Source organism: Lactococcus protaetiae (genome assembly GCF_006965445.1).
Lineage (GTDB): Bacteria > Bacillota > Bacilli > Lactobacillales > Streptococcaceae > Lactococcus > Lactococcus protaetiae.
Map to the genome: position 1 here is coordinate 859,826 of NZ_CP041356.1, position 19,015 is coordinate 878,840.

Below are 19,015 nucleotides of genomic sequence, written 5' to 3' on the forward strand. Positions count from 1 at the left end.
TTAAACAGTATTAGTAAAGATGTTTTAAAGTTCATTTGACTTTGTATGCCTGTTCAAATATCAGCTTTAAAACATGACTCATTTTGTTGTGTTATCAGCTCTTTAGAGTTGATGACAAAAATATTTTTATTGGAGTTAGGAGACTCGATGAAACTCAAAACCATTGGACTTGGTGTCCTTACACTTGCTGCTGTTACGACACTTGCTGCTTGCGGAAATAGTACTTCTGCATCAAAAGATGCTTCAAAAAAAATTGAAACTTCGGTTGACAAAAAGACGACCATTACTTTCTGGCATGCCATGACTGGAGCACAAGAAAAGGCACTCCAAAAATTGACTACCGATTTTGAAAAAGCAAATCCAAAAATCACGGTCAAATTACAAAGTCAATCTTCTTATCCAGATTTGCAAGCAAAATTGACTTCAACGATGCAATCACCAAAGAATTTGCCTACAATCACGCAAGCTTATCCAGGTTGGCTCTTAGATGCTTCTAAAAATAACCTGCTTGTTGATTTGAAACCTTATCTTTCAAACAGCAAGATTGGAATTTCTGGTAGCGAAGCGATTAAACCAGAGCTTTTGAAAGGGGCACAATTTAGCGGTGTGCAATATGGTATTCCATTCAACAAGTCAACGGAAGTATTATTTTATAATGCTGATTTACTCAAAAAATATGATCTCAAAGTTCCAACAACAATGACAGAACTCAAAGATGAGTCTAAAACAATCTATGAAAAATCAAATCATCAAGTCGTAGGAGCTGGATTTGACGCTTTGAATAACTACTACTCAACAGCACTTAAGGATGCTGGTGAAAACTTTACATCAAAAACAGATTTTACAGGTCAAACTTCTAAAGATGCGATTGATTATTATTTCCAAGGTGTAAAAGCAGGCTATTTCCGTATTGCTGGCTCTGATAAATACATGGATGGACCATTTGATAATCAAAAAGTAGCTTTCTATATTGGCTCATCTGCTGGTGAAAGCTTTGTTGCACAAGATGCGAAATTTAACTATGGTGTCGCTGCACGTCCTAGCAAATATGCGATTTCACAAGGGACAGACATCTATATGTTTAGCCAAGCAAGTCAAGACCAACGTACAGCAGCTTATCTTTATGAAAAATTCTTGGCTAAGACAAGCTCAACGGTTTACTTTGCAAATCAAACAGGCTATATTCCTGTAACCGAAGCTGGTATGAAAGATGCTGCTTATGTAGATAACAAGACTTCTAAAGTACCTGCGATTATCTCAGATGCAACAAAGAATCTTTTCACAACACCATTAGAAACAAACTCTGATGCTGCTTATACGCAATTGACAGCAACAATGCAAGCCATCCTGTCTAACCCTAAAGGCAATGAAGATGACTTGATTAAACAAGGGGCAGCCCAACTCAAAAATGCTTGGAATCAATAATTCTAATCTCATTTTGATAAAATAGTGGCTAGTTTGCTGCTATTTTATTTTGTCAGCATACTGACAGATTTCTGTCAGTAAATTTTTGAGAAAGAAAAGATAAAATGATGAAAATTACGATTTTAGAAACAAGCGATATGCATGGTTATATTTTGCCGACGAATTATACAGCGCGTAACATGGATTTCCCTTTTTCGATGGCTAAGGCACAGACAAAGATGGAAGAACTTTCAGAAGTAGCGGATGGTCCTGTGATTAAGATTGAGAATGGCGATATTTTGCAAGGCTCAGCTCTGGCTTACTATCTAGCCAAACAACGTAAAAATGGGATTTCTGAGTTGACTGCTGTGACTAATTCCTTTGGATATGATGTCGGTTTATTGGGAAATCATGAGTTTAACTATGGCATTGATTATTTGAAAAGTTATATTGATGGAGCAGATTATCCTATTCTGACAGCAAATGTGTTTGACGAATCTGGAAATTTAGCATTTGGTCCCGCTTATAAAATTATTGAGAAAGACGGAATAAAAATTGCTGTGGTAGGACTTTTGACGCAGTTTATTCCACATTGGGAGCAACCTGAGATTATCAAAGGATTGACTTTTAAATCTATTGTCGAAGTGGCAAAAGAGTTACTTCCTAAACTTCGTGAACTCGCTGACATCACGATTGTTGCTTATCATGGCGGTTTTGAGCGCGATTTAGAGACGGGCTTACCATCAGAAGCGCTGACAGGCGAAAATGAAGGCTATCAGTTACTGACAGAATGTGGTCAGTGGATTGATGCATTTGTCAGCGGTCATCAGCACCGAAAAATTGCCCAAAATGTGCTTGGTGTACCTGTTGTGCAGCCGGCCTATCGTGGAGAAACTGTTGGAGAAATCACATTAGAATTTGATGAAAAAACAAAAAAAGTGACAGCTACAACAGCGCAGTTGCACGAAACAGGAACTTCAAAAATTAGCTCTAAAATACAACAATTAATTTCAGAAACTCATGAAGCAGCAGAAGATTGGCTTGACACTCCAATGGGAAAAATTTCAGGAGATATGACGATTAGCCAGCCATCCGAAGCGCGAATTCATGAGCATCCTTACATCGAATTTGTCAATAAAGTACAAATGGAAGCAACAGGCTGCAAGATTTCTGGGACTTCCCTTTTCAATAATGAGGCTAAAGGTTTTGGGCAAATCGTGACGATGCGGGATATTTTGACCAATTACATTTATCCCAATACACTTGCTGTACTGCGCGTGACGGGTCGTGATTTAAAGGCGGCGCTTGAACATACAGCAGAACATCTTGAGCGCTCCGCTTCAGGAGATATTATTTTTAGCCCACGTTTTATTGAGCCTAAACCCCAGTATTACAATTATGATATGTATGAAGGAATTGATTATACGATTGATCTGAAAAAGCCTGTTGGTTCAAGAATTACACGACTTGAAATTGATGGTAAATCTGTCAGTGCTGACGAATTTTTAGATATTGTTGTCAATCAGTATCGCGCAGTTGGCGGAGGAAATTATGATATGTTTTCTGCTGACAAAATTATCAAGGAAGTCACAGTAGACATGACAGAACTGATTGCCGAGTATCTCAAAGCACACCCAGTTGTTGAGGCGACAGCCAATCATAATTTTGAAGTATTGAAGTGATTACTTCATCAGTGGGAGATTTTTTCTCTCCCACTAGCTTAGTGCTGCTTATCCCTCCACTTTAAAAGAGGTGGGGGATTTGGCAGGCACTCGCTTGGTTAAAAATCAAGCAGTATTAGAAATTTTCAAACAATTTTGTTATAATAAAGAAAATTGTTTTTTTAAAGGAGGGCAGTAAATTCTGTCAGTATACTGACAGAATTTATAAACAAAAAATATGGCAGTAAAGCGTTTAATTGAAACATTTATCCCAGAAAATTATAAAATCTTCTTGGATATTGACCGTAAATCAAAAACATTCAAAGGGCAAGTTGCCATCAAAGGTGAAGCGCTAAGTGATGTAATTTATTTCCACACAAAAGATTTGAATATCAAATCCGTCAAAGCTTTCAGCGTAGAAACAAATTTTATCAATGATTACGACAATGAAGAAATCGTTGTACCTGTTGGAGCAAAGGGACCTGTTACAGTATCATTTGAATATGAAGCAAAATTAACAGACAATATGATGGGGATTTATCCTTCATATTATGAAGTAAATGGCGAAAAGAAAATGCTCATTGGTACACAGTTTGAAAGCCATTTTGCCCGTCAAGCTTTCCCATCTATTGATGAGCCAGAAGCAAAAGCTACGTTTGACCTCTCTGTCAAATTTGACGAAGAACCAGGCGATATCATCGTATCAAATATGCCAGAATTGCTTAACATCGAAGGCATTCATGTCTTTGAACGTACAGTACGTATGAGTTCTTATCTACTTGCCTTTGTCTTTGGAGATATGCAATACAAAAAAGGCAAGACAAAATCTGGTGTTGAAGTTGGGGCATTTTCAACTAAAGCACACAGCGCGGCGGCATTGGATTTCCCACTTGATATTGCGATTCGCTCAATTGAGTTTTACGAAGATTACTACAAAACACCATATCCATTGCCACATAGTTGGCACATTGCGCTCCCTGACTTCTCAGCAGGTGCGATGGAAAACTGGGATGTATCACTTATCGTGAAGTTTGTATGCTTGTTGATCCAGAAAATGCCACAGTTCAAAGCAAGCAGTACGTGGCCACAGTTATTGCTCATGAATTAGCTCACCAATGGTTTGGTGACCTCGTTACAATGCAATGGTGGGATGACCTTTGGCTCAATGAATCCTTTGCTAATAATATGGAATACGTTGCAATTGATGCACTTCAACCAGAATGGAACGTTTGGGAATCATTCTCAATTTCTGAAGCAAGTATGGCGTTGAACCGTGATGCGACTGATGGCGTTCAATCTGTGCACGTTGATGTCAACCATCCAGACGAAATCGGAACCCTATTTGACCCAGCGATTGTCTATGCCAAAGGTTCAAGGTTGATGGTTATGCTTCGTAAGTGGCTTGGAGACGAAGATTTTGCTGCCGGACTTCATCTTTACTTTGAATCTCACAAATATGGGAATACAGTTGGAGATGACCTGTGGAATGCTTTATCTGAAACATCAGGTAAAGATGTTGCAGGATTCATGCATAGCTGGATTAACCAACCAGGCTATCCAGTAGTCACAGCTGAAGTAGTTGATGACACGCTCGTTTTAACTCAAAAACAATTCTTTGTTGGTGACGGAGTAGATGAAGGACGTTTGTGGAATGTTCCTTTGAACACAAACTGGACAGGACTTCCTGATTTACTTTCGACTGAAAAGGTTGAAATAGCAGGATTTGCAGCTCTGAAAGCTAAGAACTCTGGCAAAGCCCTGCTTTTAAATGATGCAAATATGGCGCATTATATCATTGACTACAAAGGTGAGCTTTTGGAAGCCCTGCTTGCAGACCTTTCAACTCTTGAAAATGTCACAAAATTCCAAATCATCCAAGATCGTAAACTTTTAGCTAAAGCAGGTGTGATTTCATACGCGGATGTAGTAAATATCCTTCCAGCTTTTGCCAATGAAGAAAGCTACATCGTAAATACTGGACTTTCACAATTGATTAGCGAACTTGAACTCTTTGTTGATGAAGAAACTGATACAGAAAAATCTTTTAAAACATTGGTTGGCAAACTTTTTGCAAAAAATTATGCGCGACTTGGTTGGACAAAAGTAGATGGAGAATCAGCGGGAGATGAAACTCTCCGCGGAATTGTACTCGCTAAGACATTGTTTGCTGAAAATGAAGAAGCTGTTGCAAAAGCAAGTGAAATATTTAAGCAGCATGAAAATAATTTAGCAACAATCCCAGCAGATGTTCGTCCAATCGTTTTGAACAATGAAATAAAAACATCAAATGCACCAACTCGAGTTCATGAATTTATGGATTTCTACGTAAAAACACCACTTCAAGAGCTTAAAAGAGAACTTGCAAATGCTGTCTCAAATATTAAAGATGAAGCTACAGTAGCTGAGCTTCTTGAAAACTTTAAAGATGCGGATATTGTAAAACCACAAGATATTGCTTTTTCTTGGTTCTATCTCTTAAACAAAGACTTTGCACAAGATGCAGCTTGGGGATGGGCGAAAGAAAATTGGGAATTTATCACAGCAAAACTTGGCGGCGATATGAGTTTTGACAAGTTTGTTATTTATCCAGGAAATGTTTTCAAAACACCAGCAAAACTGGCAGAATACAAGGCATTCTTTGAACCAAAACTTGAAAATCCAGCATTGAAACGCTCAATCGAAATGGCAATCAAACAAATCGAAGCACGTGTTGCTTTGATTGAACAGCAGAAATCATCAGTAGAGTCAGCGATTGCAGATTGTGCTGAAAAAATCTAATCCAAATATGAAAAACTTACTGATTGTTTTTAATCAGTAAGTTTTTTTATTCACTAAGATGAAGAAAATATATTTTTAAATCAAAAACAATACGTAATATTCTATATAGTAGTTTATAGTAGTTTTGTAGCTATCTCGAACAGAATTTTTATTTTCTATAAAATAAGTGCATCTCCCAAAATATACTTATTCACAAAGACACAAGACTACACGATCAATGATAGACAAAGATTGACAAAATTAATCATTTTTTACACAACAAAGTCTGTATATTCTGAATATTTTGTGCTATAATAATAAAATGCAGAAAGGAAATACAGTACTATGACATATATTGACGAAATAAAAAATCTTGTTGTTCAGAAAAATCCTTCTGAACCCGAATTTCATCAGGCGGTACATGAAGTTTTGGATACCCTGCGACCTGTAATTGAAGAAAATGAAGCTCATTACCGACGTGATGCTATTTTAGAGCGATTAGTAGAGCCTGACCGATTGATTCAATTTCGTGTTGCTTGGGTGGACGACGCTGGTCAAGTACAAGTCAATACAGGATATCGAGTGCAGTTTAACAATGCAATCGGTCCTTACAAAGGAGGATTGCGACTGAGGGAAAATGTTTATAGTGGTATTGTTAAATTTCTTGGCTTTGAACAAATATTTAAAAATGCATTAACTGGTTTGCCTATTGGTGGAGCAAAAGGTGGCTCTGATTTTGACCCAAAAGGTAAATCGGACCGTGAAATCATGGCATTTTGTAAAGCCTTTATGAGTGAACTTTACAACTATATCGGTCCTGATATTGATGTTCCAGCAGGTGATATTGGTGTTGGAGGGCGTGAGATTGGTTATCTTTATGGTCAATATAAACGGCTCACACATAGATATGAAGGGGTATTGACAGGAAAGGGCTTGAGTTTTGGTGGTTCTTTAGCTAGGACAGAGGCAACAGGGTATGGTTTGCTGTATTTTGCTGATGCCATGTTAAGAGCTAATGGCTTGAGCTTTAAAAATCAACGTGTTGTTATCTCTGGTTCTGGAAATGTGGCGATTTATGCTGCTGAAAAGGCAGAACAACTTGGGGCGACGGTTGTAGCTTTGTCGGATTCTTCAGGCTATATTTATGATGAAGCAGGGATTGACCTTGCAGTAGTCAAAGAGATTAAAGAAAAACGCTATGGACGAATTGTGGAATATCTGGACATTCATCCTCAGGCACAATATAGTGCTGATGATGGGATATGGAGTGTTCCTTGTGATGTGGCGCTTCCCTGTGCAACACAAAACGAATTAAACTTAGAAGATGCTAAAAAACTTGTTGCCAACGGCTGTAAAGCAGTAGCCGAAGGTGCAAATATGCCAACAAGTCGTGAAGCAACAGAATATTTACAAGAACAAAAAGTTTTATTTGCGCCAGGAAAAGCAGCAAACGCAGGAGGAGTAGCCGTTTCTGCTCTAGAAATGTCTCAAAACTCTGAACGCCAAGTTTGGACGTTTGATAAAGTAGATGATAAGTTAAAAACAATTATGGAAGATATTTTTGCAAAGTCTGACGAAGCGGCAAAACGTTTTGGTTTTTCAGGAAATTATGTCGTAGGTGCGAATATCGCCGGTTTTGAACGAGTTATCGCTGCCATGCAAGCTCAAGGTATTTAACTTAGCAAGTGCGTGCTAGTTCCCCCACCTCTTAAAGGTGGCGGGATAAGCAGCACTATCTCCGCTTCGCTACTCTGTCCATTTGCTCTATCTCCGTTTCACTGCGCTGTCGATTCTCGCTACGGCACGGACGTGCCTAGTCGAAGTCGCAAATCGCTACGTGCTTCGCCCGCCGTTCTACGAACGGTCTACGCAACTTCGTTGCTCCGCTGTCCGTTTGATTGCCATTTGGCGTTGTACAGCCAATGCCTTTTGCTCTTGGGGCTTTAACCCCTAAGCAAACGATAAGGCGAAATGGCAAACTCTGTTTTCGTTCTGCCCTAGGGTCTTAGCGCTTAGACTTCAGGGACAAGACCACTTCGCCTTGCGACTTTAGTCGATTGCGATTTGAACTTGCCACTTTAGTGGCTTAGTGAAATTGACAGCGCAGTGAAACGGAGATAGAGCCGAATGGATAACGAAGCGAAGCGGAGGTGTGACCTCATATCTTTGATGTTAAGCAGACTGTTTCAGCTTTAGCTGCGTACAGGTCGCTTAGTTGTTACACCTAGAGGTTGGGTCCTAACATTGATGGGAGAGAAAGAATCCCCATCAATGAAGTAATCACTTCAATCACGTAAATAAAGAAAAAGAATTTGACTCTAATTTTGTCAAATTCTTTTTTGTTTTCACGCTGAGATTTAATTCTTTGTTTTTTGTGTAATTTGACGATAAATGCAGTACCAGTAATCATTACGACGCCAAATGCTTGTGACGATAAAGTCATTATTATTATCCCAATAATCATAGGTCAGGATAAAAGTTTTTTTACTGACTTGAGAGGTCTTATAGTGTTTTATAGCAAAATGTTGTGGTGCTGGCAATCCTGTCAGTAAATTTTTTTTATCAGTAGCACTTACAGTTGTTCCATCAGCAGTAATTTCTTTAAAATTTTTGTCTAAAAGTTGTTCCAAACTTTCCAAGTTTAAAACTTGCTCTTCCTTTTCTAAAAGTTCAAGAGAGCGGCTGGCAAAATGCTCTTCTTCAGGTAGTTCAGCTGGTTCTACATGGACATCAACATCGTAAACACCAAAGTTATCAATAAGCATTGCCTCAATAAATTCGGTAGCTTCGTGGCTTTCAAATACACTCAAATCACGAGACATTTCAACGACAACATCAAGAAAAACATTGCTACCATAAGTTCGCCCACGCACCATTTTTACTCTTTTTACTTTTGGAACAAGGCTGATTGCTTCTTTATATTCTTCTACTAGGTTTTCGTCAAATCCGTCAGAAAGGCTAAAGACAGAATCATGGAAAATATCATAAGCTGTCTTTAAAATAAAGCCACAAATGATGACTGCCATGAGGGTATCAAGCCATTCCCAACCGATAGAAGCAGCTACAATCGCAATCGCTGTTCCTACGGAAGTCACAGCATCTGACAAGTTATCCTTACTTGCAGCCATAAGTGCTTGAGAATTTGTCTTTTTTGCCAAATCACGAGTATAAAAGAAAACACCAATCATAATGGCTGCTGAAATCAGACCAATCACTGCACCCAAAGGGTCAATAGCATGGCTTTTCCCAGAAATAATCGTCATCACTGTATCACGTAAGACTTCAAAACCAACAAAAAACATGATGAAACTAGAGATTAGACTAGCAATAGATTCAACTTTCCAGTGACCATAGACATGGTCATTATCAGCAGGAATACGAGCAATTCTGAGACCGATGAGAATGGCAATGTTTCCCAAGATGTCGGTCAAATTATTGAAACCATTGGCTTGAAGAGCGCTGGAGTGAACAATTGTCGCAAATGCAATCTGTCCAATAGACAAGATAATATACGCGAATATTGAAACCCAAACCCCTTTCTCAGCCAATTTTAAATTTTGTGTGCTTGAAGTTGACATTTAATTTCTCCTGATAGATTCGAGTGGAACAATTCAATAAAAAACAATACTCAAAAATATGATTTTTTCATCTCTCAATTATAACATTTTTAGATAAGACGTGTTTTGAAACTCGGTTATCTCAGCTAAATAAATGGCTAATCTAAAGTAAAATTAATGAAGTCAAGACTTATTCAGTGGGAGTTTCATAAAACATTTGTCCATTTTCTCTAGCCGCTGAAGCGACTGATAAAAGGGCAACTCCCCACTGAATTTAGTCGGACGAAATTCAAAGCTTAGTGCTGCTTTATCTCCGACCTAAGAGGTCGGAGTATTAGCACACACTTGTTTTGATAAAAAATACTTTTTTTAATAAAGTACCTTGACTTACACAGTAATATGAAGTAAAATGTACTATGTTAAAAATAAAAATGACCAAATATTTCACGAGAGCTAGTCGGAGTATAAAATAAGATTTTATTTCCAAACTCGTCAGATTACTTCAAGTAATACTTACCCTTATATAGAAAGGAAAAAGATGGCTGAAATACCAAGAGAAATGTTACGTGCGCAAGCAAATGTGATATTGCTGAATGTTCTCGAACAAGGAGATAACTATGTTTACGGCATTATCAAGCAAGTCAGAGAAGCATCAAATGGAGAGTTTGAACTGAATGAAGCTACCCTCTATACCATTTTCAGACGGCTTGAAAAAGATGGAATAATTACATCCTACTGGGGAGATGAAACTCAAGGCGGACGTAGAAAATACTATCGTTTGACTGACATAGGGCGTGAAAATATGCAACTTGCCTTTGAATCTTGGGCGAAAGTTGACCAAATTATTGAGAACATCAAAGCTAAAAATAATTAAGTCTGGAGTGTTAAAAAACTAGGCAGAAAGATAAAATACTAATTATGTAGATATTATCTGCTTTAAACAAATATTTCCACATCATAAGGAGGATTAAAATGAGTGAAGCATTGAAAACTCGCTTAAATATGATTTTTGCTAACTATCCACGAATACCTGAAACAGAAGATCTTTACGATGAGGTACTCGCTAATCTTACGGACCATGTTGCAGACTATATTACTGACGGGCTGACAGAAGATGAAGCAATAGAAAAAGCACTGACAGAACTGGGCGACCTGACAGAAGTCCTAGATGATATTGCTGTCAGCGAAGAACATTCACTGACAGATTTGTCACGAGATTCTGTCAGTAATTACAATACTGACAGCTATTCAAGTCTGCCATTGGTGAATGAACAAGTATTTTCACCAGCAGATTTTGACCAAATTTCACTGATTTATCAGCAAGATAATGTTGATATTTTACCTTCTGAAGATGGTCAGTTGCATCTATTGGAGTTTATGAATACATGGAAAAGCGATTATTTCGCACAAATCCAAAGTACAAAAAATCAGCTTCATATTCAATATGGAAAACGTCCAAAACTTTTTGGCAAACTTCTCCCTTTTCGTTCAAAAATCGTTTTTCTTATACCGACAGATTATCAAAAAAATCTCAATCTCCAACTTGCTTCAGGAAATTTAATGATTAATCAGGTTAAACTTGAAACATTAAACATTGACTGTCGTTCAGGAAATTTCAAAGCAGAAAATCTCAAAGTACGAACTTTAAAAACAATACTTAATAGTGGAAATGGAAACTTTGAGCAAATTGAAAGCGAAAAAATAATGATTGAAGCCAAAAGTGGTAATCTAAATCTGAATAAAATTGATGCTTACCAAGCTGACGTCATGGCGATAAGTGGAAATATGCGTCTAAATATTGCTGACATCTACACACTTAGAGCTAATGTAAAAAGTGGAAATTTAAAAGTTCAATCTTTGCAAACCAATACCGCAGAGCTTGCAGCCAAAAGTGGAAATGTAACAGTTGAAAGTGAACTTTTCACCCAGCTTAAAGTAACCGCAGCTAGTGGAAATGCTAAAGTTGTCGTAAGTGATGAAGCCATATTTAATTTTGACCTCCGTTCAGGACATGGCAATACAAGACTCAGTCTTCCTAATATCAACTATACAGTCAAAACTCAATCTCATAAAGCAGGCTATAGCAATTCAGAATCAGAGCGCTTACTTTATATTGAAACAAATTCGGGAAATGCTACCGTTAAGACACTTTAAAAGGAAACAGTATTTTCAATTAGGAAGTGATAAATCATTGACATAAAAGTCAAAATGAGCTAAAATAAGTTTGTTAGTTTTTGATTTTAAAAACTAACAATAATGTTTAATGGTATTAGCAATTATTGCTTGTTTACTAAAAAAAATAATGTTATAATAATTTGCTTAAAAAATTTCGTTGACATCATTTTGATTTTAAAATGAAATTAAAATTTAAACTAAGTGAATGTATTTTTACATTTTTACCTCTAGAAAGGAATTTTATGATATTCAAATCTATCATGAAACATAAATGGGTTGCAATTTTTTCTATCCTATCAACCTTTATTTATGCAGGAGTTCAGCTTTATCAACCCCAAATCATGAAACACATCATGACAGTAATGTCGTCTACGACTTATACTCGTCATCAAATGGCTGACAAAATCTCAGGCTATGGGATTGAACTTCTTGTAGTTGCAGGGATTGGGATTATAGGGGCGATTGCTAGTACCCTTAGTGCTGCACGTATTGCCCAAGAAATTGGTGCAGACGTTCGTGAAGCAACGTACAAAAAAATCAATACTTTCTCCTATGAAAACGTTGAAAATTTTAATGCAGGAAACCTCGTTGTTCGTATGACAAATGACGTCACACAAGTTCAAAACTTGATGATGATGGTTTTCCAGATTTTGATGCGTATTCCTGTGCTTTTAATTGGTGCAGTCATCCTCTCAATTACAACACTTCCAAGACTTTGGTGGATTACCGTCCTTTTAATTGTTCTTATTGTTTTGGTTACCGCTGTTTTGATGGGACGCATGGGTCCTCATTTCATGGCTTTCCAAAAATTAATGGACCGTATCAATGCTATCGCTAAACAAAATTTACGTGGTTCACGTGTCGTGAAATCATTTGTCCAAGAACAAAATCAAATTGAAGAATTTGATAAAACATCTGATGAACTCTACGACCATAACTGGGCTGTTGGTAAACTTTTCTCAGCGATGATTCCACTTTTCACTATTATTGCACAAGGTGCGATTTGGCTTGCTATTTACGTAGTATCTACATTTGTTACAGACTCAACAAAAGTCGCTCAAAACAGTATCGGTGGTATTGCTACTTTCATGACTTACATGGGAATGATTATGTTCGCGATTATCATGGGTGGTATGATTTCAATGTTTGCCTCACGTGGTATGGTTTCCATTGGTCGTATCAATGAAGTGCTGAATACAGAGCCAGCGATGAAATTTGATGAAAATGCAAAAGATGAAGAACTCACAGGTTCTGTTAAGTTTGAGCACGTTTCATTTAGCTATCCTAATGATAAAGAACCAACACTTAAAGATATTAATTTTGAAGTTAAACCAGGTCAAATGGTTGGGATTGTCGGTGCGACAGGTGCAGGTAAATCAACACTTGCTCAACTTATCCCTCGACTTTTTGATCCGACAGAGGGTACCGTTTCTGTTGGTGGCAAAGACCTCAAAACAGTCAGTCGTGGCACATTGAAAAAAAATATTTCAATTGTTCTGCAAAAAGCTATTCTCTTCTCAGGAACGATTGCAGGTAATATCAAGCAAGGTAAAGCCGATGCAACTCATGAGGAAATGACTCGCGCAGCCCGCATTGCTCAAGCTGCAGAATTTATAGAAACTAAAGACGGACAATATGAATCTATCGTTGAAGAACGCGGGAACAACTTCTCAGGTGGACAAAAACAACGGATGTCTATCACACGTGGTGTTGTTAAAAATCCGAACGTCTTGATTTTGGACGATTCAACTTCTGCGCTTGATGCTAAATCAGAAAAGCTCGTTCAAGAAGCTCTGAATAATGAACTCCAAGATACCACAACGATTATCATTGCCCAAAAGATTTCTTCAGTTGTTCATGCGGATAATATCCTCGTTCTTGACCAAGGAAAATTGGTCGGTCAGGGAACTCACCATGAGTTAGTAGCAAACAATGCTATTTATCAAGAAATCTATGAAACACAGAAAGCACAGGAGGACTAAGACATGGAAAACACCAAGACAACAAAGAAAATGTCTGACACCACTCGTGCCATTCGCTTTTTCTACCTTTACCTCAAAAAATATAAACTTCAATTCTTTGTTATTATGATTTTTATCATTTTAGCAACTTGGCTTCAAGTTGTTGCACCCTCTCTCTTAGGTGATGCAATCACAAACTTGACAAAATATGTTACAGATTTCTTTACACATCAACACGCAGGAGATGCGATTGAAGGCTTGAAGAAAATCGCAGCTTACTCTACTCAAGCGCAAGACTCGCTCCAACAAATTGCACAACAACTTTCGGCTGCAACTGGTCATACGGTGGATTGGCATAGCTTGACTTCTGCAAATGTTCCAGCGGCTGTCACTTCACACCTACCTAGTGGGACAACGATTGATAGCTTGCAACAAATGGCAAGTATGCCATCTCATTGGAACCAACTGACAACTAGCAATGTTCCAGCGGCGATTGCAGATAATCTGAAATCAAGCGGTACCTCACTGAGTCAGCTGATTTCAGTAGCACATTCACACGCAGCAAGCACAACGACCTTCATGAAAGGGATGTGGCAATTGCTTGCGGTTTATATCGCAACAGGTGTATCAATGTTGATTTACACTCTGCTCTTTAGCCGTATCGTTGCTCATTCAACAAACCGTATGCGTAAAGGGCTGTTCGGTAAGCTTGAACGCTTGACGATTTCATATTTTGATCGTCATCAAGATGGGGATATCCTCGCACGTTTCACATCTGACTTGGATAATATCCAAAATACACTTAATCAAGCGCTTGTTTCTGTCGTCAGCAACGCAGCAGTATTCATCGGAGTTATTCTCCAAATTTTCAACAAAAATATAACTTTTGCTTGGCTGACTGTTGCGGCATCTCCAGTAGCTATTTTGTCCGCTATTGTCATTATTCGTCAATCGAAAAAAGCAACAGACAAACAACAAGAAGAAGTTTCACAACTTAATGCCTATATGGACGAAAAGATTTCAGGTCAAAAAGAAATCATTGTTGAAGGCTTGCAAGAAGACTCAATCAATGGTTTCTTGGAACACAATGAAAATGTTAAGAAACGGACCTTCGCTGCTCAAGCGTGGTCTGGTATGATTTTCCCATTGATGAATGGTTTCCAACTTTTGAGTATCGCGATTGTCATCTTTGGTGGGACGGCTTATGTCCTCAACGACAATAGCATGACTATCGCCACAGGTCTTGGTTTGATGGTTGCCTTTGTTCAGTATGTGCAAACTTACTACAATCCAATTATGCAGATTTCATCAAACTTTGGACAACTTCAACTTGCCATTACAGGTGCAACGCGTCTGAATGTCATGTTTGATGAACCTGAAGAAGTTCGCCCAGAAAATGGTGTTAAGTTTGAAAACATTAAAGAAGGCGTTCAAATCGAAAAACTTGACTTTGAATATCTTCCAGGAAAACCAATCCTGAAAAATGTAAACATTGATGTGAAAAAAGGTCAAATGGTTGCACTCGTTGGTCCTACTGGTTCAGGTAAGACAACAGTTATGAACTTGATGAATCGCTTCTATGATGTTAATGGTGGTTCTATCAAGTTTGATGGTACAGATATCCGTGAATTCGATCTTGACAGCTTGCGGAGTAAAGTCGGTATCGTCTTGCAAGAGTCTGTCCTCTTTGATGGTACGATTGCAGATAACATCAAGTTTGGTAAACCAAATGCGACGCAAGAAGAAATCGAGACAGTTGCAAAAACAACACACATTCATGAATTCATCGAAAGCTTGCCTGATAAATATGAAACACACGTGAACGATGATGAGTCAGTCTTCTCTGTTGGACAAAAACAACAAATCTCCATTGCGCGTACCATTTTGACAAATCCAGAATTACTTATTCTTGACGAAGCAACATCAAACGTTGATACCGTCACAGAACAACAAATTCAATGGGCTATGGAAGCTGCGATTGCAGGACGGACATCATTTGTCATTGCCCACCGTTTGAAAACAATCCTTAATGCAGACAAAATCGTTGTCCTTAAAGATGGTCAGGTTATCGAAGAAGGCAACCACCACGAACTCGTGGCACAAGGTGGCTTCTACGCTGAACTTTATCATAATCAGTTTGTCTTTGAATAAAACTAAGCCAATATAAATAAAACTTCTACCTAAATTTAGGTGAAGTTTTTTTGTATGAACAAGTCTATGAAAAATTTGCAGAAAATGATAAAATAGAGAGCGGTGTTTTGATTGAGCAAGAACTGAACAATCAAACATGAATAAATGAAAAGTGATTTTTAATAAAAATGAAAAAAATAGTCATCAATGGTGGAAAGCGTATTTCTGGAAAAATTTCAATTTCTGGAGCTAAAAATTCAGTGGTTGCATTGATTCCAGCAACAATCTTGGCGAATGATATTGTTACTCTTGAGGGAGTACCAGATATTTCAGATGTTACTAGTCTAGTTGAGATTATGGAAATTATGGGTGCAAAAATAGAGCGTAATTTACAAGAAGGAAAACTCGTAATTGATACACGCTCTGTTGTTTCACGCCCGCTACCTTATGGTAAGATAAATTCATTACGTGCATCTTATTATTTTAATGGTGCGTTGTTGGGACGTTTTGGTAAAGCGACAGTTGGACTTCCTGGAGGCTGTGATTTAGGTCCACGTCCGATTGATCTGCATATTAAAGCTTTTGAAGCACTAGGCGCGGAATTTTCATATCTTGAAGATGCGATGCACTTAGAGCAAAAGTTGAATCATCTGCATGGAACGACAATCTATATGGATATGGTATCTGTTGGAGCAACGATAAATACAATGCTTGCCGCAAGCAGAGCAGAAGGAATAACAATTATCGAAAATGCTGCTCGTGAACCAGAGATTATTGATGTAGCTACCTTACTCAATAATATGGGAGCAAAAGTTCGAGGGGCAGGAACGGATGTTATCCGTATCACCGGTACAGGAGAAATGCATGGAGCTCGTCATACAGTAATTCCTGATCGTATTGAAGCTGGGACTTACTTGGCGCTTGCAGCGGCAATGGGCGATGGTGTTATCGTTGAGAACGTAATTTACGAACACTTAGAATCTTTCATTGCGAAACTTGAAGAAATGGGTGTTCACATGACAATTCGTGAGGACAGCATTGAGGTTCATAAATCTGAAAATCTTAAAGCAGTTAACATTAAAACTGTTCCTTATCCGGGCTTTGCTACAGATTTGCAACAACCTATTACCCCACTTTTGCTTAAAGCGGAGGGGCGTGGCTGGATTATGGATACCATTTATGAAAAGCGGATTAACCATGTTCCAGAACTTGCTCGTATGGGAGCTGACATTTCAATATTAGATGATAGAATTATCTATGAATCTCCCAATAGCTTGGTAGGGAGTTGCGTTAAAGCAACAGATCTTCGAGCTGGTGCGGCTCTAGTTCTTGCTGGTGTTATTGCAAATGGAAAGACAGAAATCTCAAATATTGAGTTTATTTTGAGAGGTTATGACCATATTATTGAAAAACTGACTTCTGTCGGTGTTGATATTAAACTTATTGAAGCGTGACTATTTTCCAGATTTTTCGTATAAATAAGAGGAGGAAAAACAAATGGCAGATAAATTGAAATTTGAGATTGTCGAAGAGCTGATTGTGTTGTCTGAAAATGCAAAAGGTTGGCGCAAAGAGCTTAATCGTGTCTCTTGGAATGATGCGGAACCAAAATATGATATTCGCACTTGGTCACCTGACCACGAAAAAATGGGTAAAGGAATTACTTTGTCCGAAGAAGAATTTGGTGTTCTTTTAAAAGAACTAGGAAATAAATAAGAAAAGTCCAGCATATTAGCTGAACTTTTTTATTTACTTAATGGACAAAGACCATCACAACAACACCGATGTAGATGATAAAAGTAATGAAAAATGTTATACGCCACCAAAGCTTTAAGAAGCGACGATAAGTAAAGTGCTTATAGTAGAATAAATCAAGTAAGAGTAAAACAAGTGCTAATCCTGAGATGATAAGCAGATAGTAAGGAAGAACGCTGATACTTGTCGCATTTTTTGAGAAAATCTGCATACCTAAAATCAGAAAAATCGTAAAGACATCTGGAATTTTGAGTTTGCGATTGGTAATGTGACGTAATTTGAAAAACTTGAAAATAAACACGAGCGCTATAAATACAATTAAAGGATAAAGCGCGATAAGGACTTTAGTAAACATAGGTTAATTGTAGCGGTTTTGAGCTAGTTTGTAAAGTATTTATTTACAGGAGAAAGTGCACGGATAATTGCAAGTCCAAAGATCGTAACAAGTACTGCTTTGATAATCTCCACGACTAAGAATGGAGTAAAACCTGCTCGCAATGCATTTGTCCAGTCAATGTTCATAAATAATTTAATCCAAAGCGTTCCTACAAGGAGCATAAGGATATGACCGATGATGTTAATTGTCAGTGCTGGTATGGGTTTATAGTCAATTTTGTGCAATCCCCATGAAATCAAAGTGCCTATAAATAGAAAAGCAACAAGAAACCCACCTGTTGCTCCAAAAAGAACTGCAATACCAGAAGTTCCTCCTGTGAATACAGGAATACCAATAAAACCAAGAATTAAATAAATTAAAATAGCAAAAAAAGTTTCACGAGCTTTGAGAAAGGTTGCGACAAGACCTACGGCGAGTGTTTGCAAAGTGATAGGGACGATTCCTATTGGAATAGCTAATGGTGAAAGCACTGCGATGATTGCGGCACCTATTGCAATCAATGTGAGTGAATAAAGTTTTGTATTTTGCATATAAAATCCCTTTAGGCATTAAATTTTGTGTAAAAATGAAGAGGAGATAGTTGTTTTATAGATAAAATAAAATATACTAAAAAATCAAAACTTTTGCAAGCTTTGATTTTTTAGTATTGGTCAAATTTCGCGTATTTCGGTAAATTGAGCATGAACAAAATCTGCTAAAGTTTTTGGTTCAATCTGAATACTACGTCCAAGTTCACCTGCCGAACAGATGATGAAGTCTTTATCTTGGGCAATTGTATCTATAAAAATCGGAAATTTCTTATTTTGCCAGATTCCGACAGGGTTATTTGCACCGTGGATATAGCCTGTTGTTTTTTGCAGATCTTTTTGTGGAATCATAGTGACTTTTTTGTTGCCGCTGACTTTTGCGAGCTTTTTCTCTGAGAGGTGTTCGGTCAAAGGAAGGATGCCGATGATTGGACCTGTCCTATCTCCGATAAGGGCAAGGGTTTTATAGATGTCGCTACGCGTGATGTTATCAGGGAGTGTGTCGCTTTCAAGTGCATTGATGGCAAGACCGATATGCTTTATTTTTGCTTTGTCAAGAATTTGCTCAACAAGTGTTTTCTTTAATTTTTGCTTTTTAGCCATGATTTCATTATAAGGACTTGGAGATAAAACTTCAAGTCCTTTATATGGTATGTATGTAAAAGCTGTTTTTGCTTTAGAATAAATGAGC

Annotated in this window: 13 protein-coding genes and 1 pseudogene; 10 read left to right on the forward strand and 4 right to left on the reverse strand. The window is 37.8% G+C overall.

What is annotated here, in order from left to right; genetic code table 11:
* The first annotated feature begins 147 nt into the window (after nt 1–147).
* The 4 genes and pseudogenes from FLP15_RS04410 (at nt 148) to gdhA (ending at nt 7,499) form a co-directional block, all read left to right on the forward strand.
* Complete coding sequence (locus FLP15_RS04410) at nt 148–1,425, forward strand: extracellular solute-binding protein (protein ID WP_142766156.1); 1,278 nt, start codon at nt 148–150, stop codon at nt 1,423–1,425.
* 107 nt (nt 1,426–1,532) lie between these two features.
* Nucleotides 1,533–3,086 (forward strand): bifunctional metallophosphatase/5'-nucleotidase, encoded by a 1,554-nt coding sequence (locus FLP15_RS04415; RefSeq protein WP_142767427.1) that lies wholly within the window; start codon nt 1,533–1,535, stop codon nt 3,084–3,086.
* A gap of 217 nt (nt 3,087–3,303) precedes the next feature.
* Nucleotides 3,304–5,843, forward strand: a pseudogene (locus FLP15_RS04420) (M1 family metallopeptidase).
* A gap of 324 nt (nt 5,844–6,167) precedes the next feature.
* Nucleotides 6,168–7,499: an NADP-specific glutamate dehydrogenase gene (gene gdhA / locus FLP15_RS04425; protein ID WP_142766157.1), complete on the forward strand. Its 1,332-nt coding sequence runs from the start codon at nt 6,168–6,170 to the stop codon at nt 7,497–7,499.
* A 680-nt stretch (nt 7,500–8,179) separates the two neighbouring features.
* Here the strand turns inward: gdhA and FLP15_RS04430 are convergent.
* Entirely contained in the window at nt 8,180–9,400 is a 1,221-nt protein-coding gene (locus FLP15_RS04430) for a cation diffusion facilitator family transporter (RefSeq protein WP_142766158.1), read from the reverse strand.
* A gap of 517 nt (nt 9,401–9,917) precedes the next feature.
* On the opposite strand from FLP15_RS04430, the gene FLP15_RS04435 reads away from it, so the two are divergent.
* The 6 genes from FLP15_RS04435 (at nt 9,918) to FLP15_RS04460 (ending at nt 17,361) form a co-directional block, all read left to right on the forward strand.
* Nucleotides 9,918–10,253, forward strand: a complete 336-nt coding sequence (locus FLP15_RS04435) for a PadR family transcriptional regulator (RefSeq protein WP_142766159.1) — start codon at nt 9,918–9,920, stop codon at nt 10,251–10,253.
* A gap of 98 nt (nt 10,254–10,351) precedes the next feature.
* The gene (locus tag FLP15_RS04440; RefSeq protein WP_142766160.1) at nt 10,352–11,533 is read left to right on the forward strand and encodes a DUF4097 family beta strand repeat-containing protein; all 1,182 of its coding nucleotides are present in this window, start codon (nt 10,352–10,354) and stop codon (nt 11,531–11,533) included.
* 281 nt (nt 11,534–11,814) lie between these two features.
* Entirely contained in the window at nt 11,815–13,536 is a 1,722-nt protein-coding gene (locus tag FLP15_RS04445) for an ABC transporter ATP-binding protein (RefSeq protein WP_142766161.1), read from the forward strand.
* A gap of 3 nt (nt 13,537–13,539) precedes the next feature.
* Complete coding sequence (locus FLP15_RS04450) at nt 13,540–15,666, forward strand: ABC transporter ATP-binding protein (protein WP_142766162.1); 2,127 nt, start codon at nt 13,540–13,542, stop codon at nt 15,664–15,666.
* A gap of 167 nt (nt 15,667–15,833) precedes the next feature.
* Complete coding sequence (locus FLP15_RS04455; RefSeq protein WP_142766163.1) at nt 15,834–17,099, forward strand: UDP-N-acetylglucosamine 1-carboxyvinyltransferase; 1,266 nt, start codon at nt 15,834–15,836, stop codon at nt 17,097–17,099.
* A 43-nt stretch (nt 17,100–17,142) separates the two neighbouring features.
* On the forward strand, nt 17,143–17,361 hold the full coding sequence (locus FLP15_RS04460) for a YdbC family protein (RefSeq protein ID WP_120773091.1): 219 nt from the start codon (nt 17,143–17,145) through the stop codon (nt 17,359–17,361).
* A gap of 37 nt (nt 17,362–17,398) precedes the next feature.
* Here the strand turns inward: FLP15_RS04460 and FLP15_RS04465 are convergent, their stop codons facing one another.
* From FLP15_RS04465 to FLP15_RS04475, 3 genes are all read right to left on the reverse strand, one after another.
* Nucleotides 17,399–17,755 (reverse strand): DUF3397 domain-containing protein, encoded by a 357-nt coding sequence (locus tag FLP15_RS04465; protein ID WP_190288346.1) that lies wholly within the window; start codon nt 17,753–17,755, stop codon nt 17,399–17,401.
* Nucleotides 17,756–17,778: 23 nt separating this feature from the next.
* Nucleotides 17,779–18,327, reverse strand: a complete 549-nt coding sequence (locus tag FLP15_RS04470) for a biotin transporter BioY (protein ID WP_142766164.1) — start codon at nt 18,325–18,327, stop codon at nt 17,779–17,781.
* A 120-nt stretch (nt 18,328–18,447) separates the two neighbouring features.
* Complete coding sequence (locus tag FLP15_RS04475) at nt 18,448–18,927, reverse strand: aminoacyl-tRNA deacylase (protein ID WP_142766165.1); 480 nt, start codon at nt 18,925–18,927, stop codon at nt 18,448–18,450.
* Between the last annotated feature and the right edge of the window lie 88 nt (nt 18,928–19,015).

Excerpts from the sequence above, each read along its gene's own strand:
- FLP15_RS04475 (WP_142766165.1), bottom strand. The coding sequence starts at position 18,927 with ATGGCTAAAAAGCAAAAATTAAAGAAAACACTTGTTGAGCAAATTCTT.
- FLP15_RS04415 (WP_142767427.1), top strand. The coding sequence starts at position 1,533 with ATGAAAATTACGATTTTAGAAACAAGCGATATGCATGGTTATATTTTG.
- FLP15_RS04465 (WP_190288346.1), bottom strand. The coding sequence starts at position 17,755 with ATGTTTACTAAAGTCCTTATCGCGCTTTATCCTTTAATTGTATTTATA.
- FLP15_RS04440 (WP_142766160.1), top strand. The coding sequence starts at position 10,352 with ATGAGTGAAGCATTGAAAACTCGCTTAAATATGATTTTTGCTAACTAT.
- FLP15_RS04455 (WP_142766163.1), top strand. The coding sequence starts at position 15,834 with ATGAAAAAAATAGTCATCAATGGTGGAAAGCGTATTTCTGGAAAAATT.
- FLP15_RS04430 (WP_142766158.1), bottom strand. The coding sequence starts at position 9,400 with ATGTCAACTTCAAGCACACAAAATTTAAAATTGGCTGAGAAAGGGGTT.
- FLP15_RS04410 (WP_142766156.1), top strand. The coding sequence starts at position 148 with ATGAAACTCAAAACCATTGGACTTGGTGTCCTTACACTTGCTGCTGTT.
- FLP15_RS04450 (WP_142766162.1), top strand. The coding sequence starts at position 13,540 with ATGGAAAACACCAAGACAACAAAGAAAATGTCTGACACCACTCGTGCC.
- FLP15_RS04460 (WP_120773091.1), top strand. The coding sequence starts at position 17,143 with ATGGCAGATAAATTGAAATTTGAGATTGTCGAAGAGCTGATTGTGTTG.
- gdhA (WP_142766157.1), top strand. The coding sequence starts at position 6,168 with ATGACATATATTGACGAAATAAAAAATCTTGTTGTTCAGAAAAATCCT.
- FLP15_RS04470 (WP_142766164.1), bottom strand. The coding sequence starts at position 18,327 with ATGCAAAATACAAAACTTTATTCACTCACATTGATTGCAATAGGTGCC.
- FLP15_RS04445 (WP_142766161.1), top strand. The coding sequence starts at position 11,815 with ATGAAACATAAATGGGTTGCAATTTTTTCTATCCTATCAACCTTTATT.
- FLP15_RS04435 (WP_142766159.1), top strand. The coding sequence starts at position 9,918 with ATGGCTGAAATACCAAGAGAAATGTTACGTGCGCAAGCAAATGTGATA.